General features: G+C 65.4%; 7 protein-coding genes. 6 read left to right on the top strand and 1 reads right to left on the bottom strand.

Going from position 1 to position 4,439, the window contains the following annotated elements:
- Positions 1–387, top strand: a 387-nt coding sequence (locus EN906_RS24290; RefSeq protein ID WP_164777318.1) for a zinc-binding dehydrogenase, incomplete at its 5' end; no start/stop codon positions are given.
- Positions 388–638: 251 nt separating this feature from the next.
- On the opposite strand, the gene phnF is transcribed toward EN906_RS24290, so the two are convergent.
- On the bottom strand, positions 639–1,391 hold the full coding sequence (gene phnF / locus EN906_RS24285) for a phosphonate metabolism transcriptional regulator PhnF (protein ID WP_127267994.1): 753 nt from the start codon (positions 1,389–1,391) through the stop codon (positions 639–641).
- A 131-nt stretch (positions 1,392–1,522) separates the two neighbouring features.
- Between phnF and phnG the strand changes: the two genes are divergently transcribed.
- The 5 genes from phnG to EN906_RS24260 form a co-directional block, all read left to right on the top strand.
- Positions 1,523–1,984: a phosphonate C-P lyase system protein PhnG gene (gene phnG, locus EN906_RS24280; protein ID WP_127267993.1), complete on the top strand. Its 462-nt coding sequence runs from the start codon at positions 1,523–1,525 to the stop codon at positions 1,982–1,984.
- On the top strand, positions 1,984–2,595 hold the full coding sequence (phnH, locus tag EN906_RS24275; RefSeq protein WP_127375434.1) for a phosphonate C-P lyase system protein PhnH: 612 nt from the start codon (positions 1,984–1,986) through the stop codon (positions 2,593–2,595). The genes phnG and phnH overlap by 1 nt, the downstream gene beginning before the upstream one ends.
- A 1-nt stretch (position 2,596) precedes the next feature.
- The gene (locus tag EN906_RS24270) at positions 2,597–3,709 is read left to right on the top strand and encodes a carbon-phosphorus lyase complex subunit PhnI (protein ID WP_127267991.1); all 1,113 of its coding nucleotides are present in this window, start codon (positions 2,597–2,599) and stop codon (positions 3,707–3,709) included.
- Complete coding sequence (gene fosX, locus EN906_RS24265) at positions 3,706–4,125, top strand: FosX/FosE/FosI family fosfomycin resistance hydrolase (protein WP_127267990.1); 420 nt, start codon at positions 3,706–3,708, stop codon at positions 4,123–4,125. Before EN906_RS24270 ends, fosX begins: the two co-directional genes overlap by 4 nt.
- Positions 4,122–4,439 (top strand): alpha-D-ribose 1-methylphosphonate 5-phosphate C-P-lyase PhnJ (locus tag EN906_RS24260; protein ID WP_206529159.1); only part of this gene is annotated, 318 nt, incomplete at its 3' end. The genes fosX and EN906_RS24260, both read left to right, overlap by 4 nt.

Below are 4,439 nucleotides of genomic sequence, written 5' to 3'. Positions count from 1 at the left end.
GCGCGAGCCGTCGAGGGTCTGGAAACCAAGCTCATTTGCGGCGAAGGCTTCGATGTGGTCTTCGACGCCACCGGCAACACCCAGTCGGTGCAGTCGGCCTTTGCCCATGTCGCGCATGGCGGCACCTTGGTACTGGTCTCTGTTGTCAAGGACGACATCAGCTTTTCCGATCCGGAATTCCACAAGCGCGAGATGACGCTGATCGGCAGCCGCAACGCCTTGCGCGCCGACTTCGATCACGTCGCCGCCTCGATCCGCAACGGCGCCGTTCCCCTGGCCAAGCTCGTCACACACCGCACCACACTCGCCGGCACGCCGCGCGATCTGGCTCGTTGGGCACATGAGAAATCGGGCCTGATCAAGGCTGTGATCGAGGTCGGATCATAACATGGCAGACGGCGAAGCCGGTCCGAATTGAAGACGCCCGCGCAGGTCGACCCCCACTCCGTCTCGGCTTCGCCGAGCCACCTCTCCCCCGATCGACGGGGTAGAGGAAGGGTGCGAGCTTAGCAAGGCGGGCTCCTTCCTCTCCCTCCGGAGGGGGGAGAGGTGGCTCGGCGAAGCCGAGACGGAGTGGGGGAAGGCGGTCCTCAAACGCCAAGTCGCTGAAAAATAAGCGCGACCGAGCTGTCCACTCCCTACAGCGCCGACAGCTTCAGCTCCACCCGTTCGGCCGGAAACCGCGACTCGGAAAACTGGATCGGCTGGCCGTCCGGCGTGACGTTGACGGCAACCGTGACCAGCACGATGGCGCCCGGCTGCAGGTCGAGGTCGGCAAGGTCCGCCGCATCGGCATGGCGCGCCGACAGCACGGTCGATTGCCTGAGATAGTCGTCTATGCCGAACCGCGCCAGCGATGCGGTGATCGAGCCTGTTTCCGCCATCGCGGCATCGATGCCGGCAAAGCGCCGGGCCTCGAACCAGCCGGCAGCGCGCGACACCGGCCGTCCGTCGGCTTCGCCGCGCGTTTCCAACCGGATCACATCGGCTCCCTTGGGAAGACCCAGTCCCTCGGCGACGCGCTGGCTGGCCGGCTCGACCGACGAGGCGAGCAGGACGATGTGCCGTTCCGTCGTCTGCCCTTGCAGTCCTGTCGAAAAGCGTGTGCGCGCCCCGATCGGATAGGACAGCCGCTTGCGCGACAGCACGAAGGTGCCGCGCCCCTGCTCGGCCCGCAGCACGCCTTCCCTTACAAGGGCCGATATGGCGCTGCGCACCGTGTGACGGTTGACGCCATAGCGTTCTGCCAGCGCCACCTCCGGCGGCAGCGCTGCATTCTCCGTGAAATCGCCGATGGCGATCGCATGCAGGATCTTGTCGGCAATCTGCCGCCACAGCGAAACGCCACTGCGCCGCTCGATGCCGTCCGCTGACAGCCGCCCGACCCTCATTGCCCCCCACCTTCCAGCGCCCAGTCTTCTATCGCTGTCATCCACCCGTCATGGACACGCGCTAGATAATAGGTATAATTTGTATAGTTGTCTATATCAATAGACAAATTTAGCCACGAGGACGATAGCTTATGCGAGGACAGGAAGCCCGCGACCAGGCCGAGCGCAAGGCCGCCATGGCAACCCTTGCGCAATCCAGCGGCGATGACATCGTACGGCTCTGGAATGAGGCCGGACTGCCTTCGGACGCCGAGTTGCTGCGCGGCCCCGAAACCGGCCTTGTCACCCTGCGCGGCCGCATCGGCGGCGGCGGCGCCCCTTTCAATGTCGGCGAGGCGACCGTTACCCGCGCCACCGTCCGGCTGCCCTCCGGTCAGGTCGGCCATTGCTATGCGCTTGGCCGCGACAAGCAGAAGGCGAAGCTGGCGGCCATCGCCGACGCGCTGTGGCAGGACCCTGCCCGCCGCAATGAGGTCGAGACCGGGCTGATAGCGCCCCTGCGGTCGGCTCTAACCGCAGCGCATGAAAAACGCCGCGCCGAGACGGCGGCAACGAAGGTGGATTTCTTCACCATGGTTCGCGGAGAAGACTGATGGACATTGCAGCGCAATCGATCGAGGGCGGTTTCGCCGATCCGGTCTTCGACGCCCAGACCGTGTTCCGCGCCGTCATGGACGCAATGGCTCGGCCGGGCAGCGTGCAGCCGCTGCCGGCCTTCGCCCCCCCGCCGGCGCCGCTCTCGGCGACCGCCGGCGCCATCGCACTGGCGCTGTGCGATAACGACACCCCGCTCTGGCTCGACCAGGCCCTGCAAGCTTCCGCCGCGATCAGATCCTGGCTTGGGTTCCACACTGGCGCGCCCGTGGCCAACACACCGGCCGATGCGCATTTCGCCTTCATCGCGGCCCCGGCCGAGATGATGTCGCTTGATGGTTTTTCGCAGGGCACGCAGGACTATCCCGACCGTTCGACCACGTTGATCCTGCAAGTCGGCGATCTCGTCTCCGGCACGCCGCTGTTGCTCGAAGGTCCCGGCATCGAAACCAGCGCCACGATCGCGCCGGCACAGATGCCGCGCCATTTCGTCGAGCAGTGGAAACAGAACATCAAGCGCTTTCCGCGTGGCGTCGACATCATCCTCGTCACATCAGGCGGCATTGCCTGCCTGCCGCGCACGACGCGCATCAAGACGATGGAGGCGTAAGATGTATGTCGCGGTAAAAGGTGGCGAAGCCGCAATCGCCAACGCCCACAGCCTGCTTGCCGACCGCCGGCGCGGCGACCGTTCGGTGCCGGCGCTTCGCCTCGACCAGATCGTCGAGCAGCTGGCGCTCGGCGTCGACCGGGTGATGAGCGAAGGCTCGCTCTACGATCGGGAGCTGGCCGCGCTCGCCATCGTCCAGGCGCGCGGCGACATGATCGAGGCGATCTTCCTGGTGCGCGCCTATCGCACCACGCTGCCACGCTTCGGCTACTCCAAGCCGATCGACACCGCCACCATGCTGGTCGAGCGGCGCGTGTCGGCGACCTACAAGGATCTGCCCGGCGGCCAATTGCTCGGGCCCACCTTCGACTACACGCACAGACTGCTCGATCCCGAGCTTGCCGCGGGGGCCGAGGTCGCCGAGCCCTTGCTGCGCGAGACGGAAGCGCAAGCCATGCCGCGCGTTTCGGCCATCCTCGCCCGCGAAGGCTTGATCGAACCGGATGGCGACATGCCGCAGGACCATGTCCCCGGCGACATCACCCGCGAGCCGCTGGAATTCCCAATGGCGCGCGACATCCGCCTGCAGGCGCTGTCGCGCGGCGACGAGGGCTTTTTGCTGGCGCTCGGCTATTCCACCCAGCGCGGCTATGCCCGCAACCATCCCTTCGTCGGCGAGATCCGCATCGGCGAGGTCGAGCTCGAGTTCGACGTTCCCGAACTGCCCTTCGCTGTCCCGCTCGGCACTGTCCGCATCACCGAATGCCAGATGGTCAACCAGTTCAAAGGCTCGGCCAAGGCGCCGCCGCAGTTCACCCGCGGCTACGGCCTGGTCTTCGGCCAGAGCGAGCGCAAGGCGATGGCGATGGCGCTCTGCGACCGGGCGCTGCGCGCGAAGGAGCTCGGCGAGGATGTCGTCGCCGCGGCCCAGGACGAGGAGTTCGTCATCTCACACTCCGACAATGTCCAGGCGACCGGCTTCGTCGAGCATCTGAAGCTGCCGCACTATGTCGATTTCCAGGCCGAACTCGACCTCGTGCGCCGCATGCGCGCCGAACACGACGCCCACCAAAACCCCGTGAAGGTCGAAGAGAAGCGGGAGGCCGCGGAATGATCGAAGGGCTTTCCCACATGACCTTCATCGTCCGCGATCTCGAGCGGATGACCAAGATCCTCGAGGGCGTATTCGACGCACGCGAAATCTATGCCAGCGATGCCGAGCAGTTCTCGGTGTCGCGCGAAAAATTCTTCCTGATCGGCGACATCTGGGTCGCCATCATGGAGGGCGAGCCCTTGCCGGAGCGCAGCTACAACCACATCGCCTTCAAGATCGATGACGCCGATTTCGACCACTATGCCGAGTGCATCGGCAAGCTCGGCCTCGACATGCGCCCGCCGCGCCCGCGCGTCGAGGGCGAGGGCCGCTCGATCTATTTCTACGACGACGACAACCACATGTTCGAACTGCACACGGGCACGCTCAATGAGCGGCTGGCGCGCTACGCCAAGGGATTTGAGGTCGCATCATGACCGACATCGCCACCTACAACTTCGCCTATCTCGACGAACAGACCAAAAGGATGATCCGCCGCGCGATCCTCAAGGGCATCGCCATCCCGGGATATCAGGTGCCGTTCGCCTCGCGCGAAATGCCGATGCCCTATGGCTGGGGCACTGGCGGCGTCCAGGTCACCGCTTCGATCATCGGCCCAGACGATGTGCTCAAGGTGATCGACCAGGGCGCCGACGACACCACCAACGCGGTCTCGATCCGCGCCTTCTTCAAGAAGGTCGCCAACGTCGCGGTGACGACCGACACCGCCAGCGCCACCATCATCCAGACC

Source organism: Mesorhizobium sp. M7A.F.Ca.CA.004.06.1.1, assembly GCF_003999135.1.
GTDB lineage: Bacteria > Pseudomonadota > Alphaproteobacteria > Rhizobiales > Rhizobiaceae > Mesorhizobium.
Note: the sequence above shows the minus strand (reverse complement) of the source record. Positions and strands in the feature narration are given on the sequence as shown.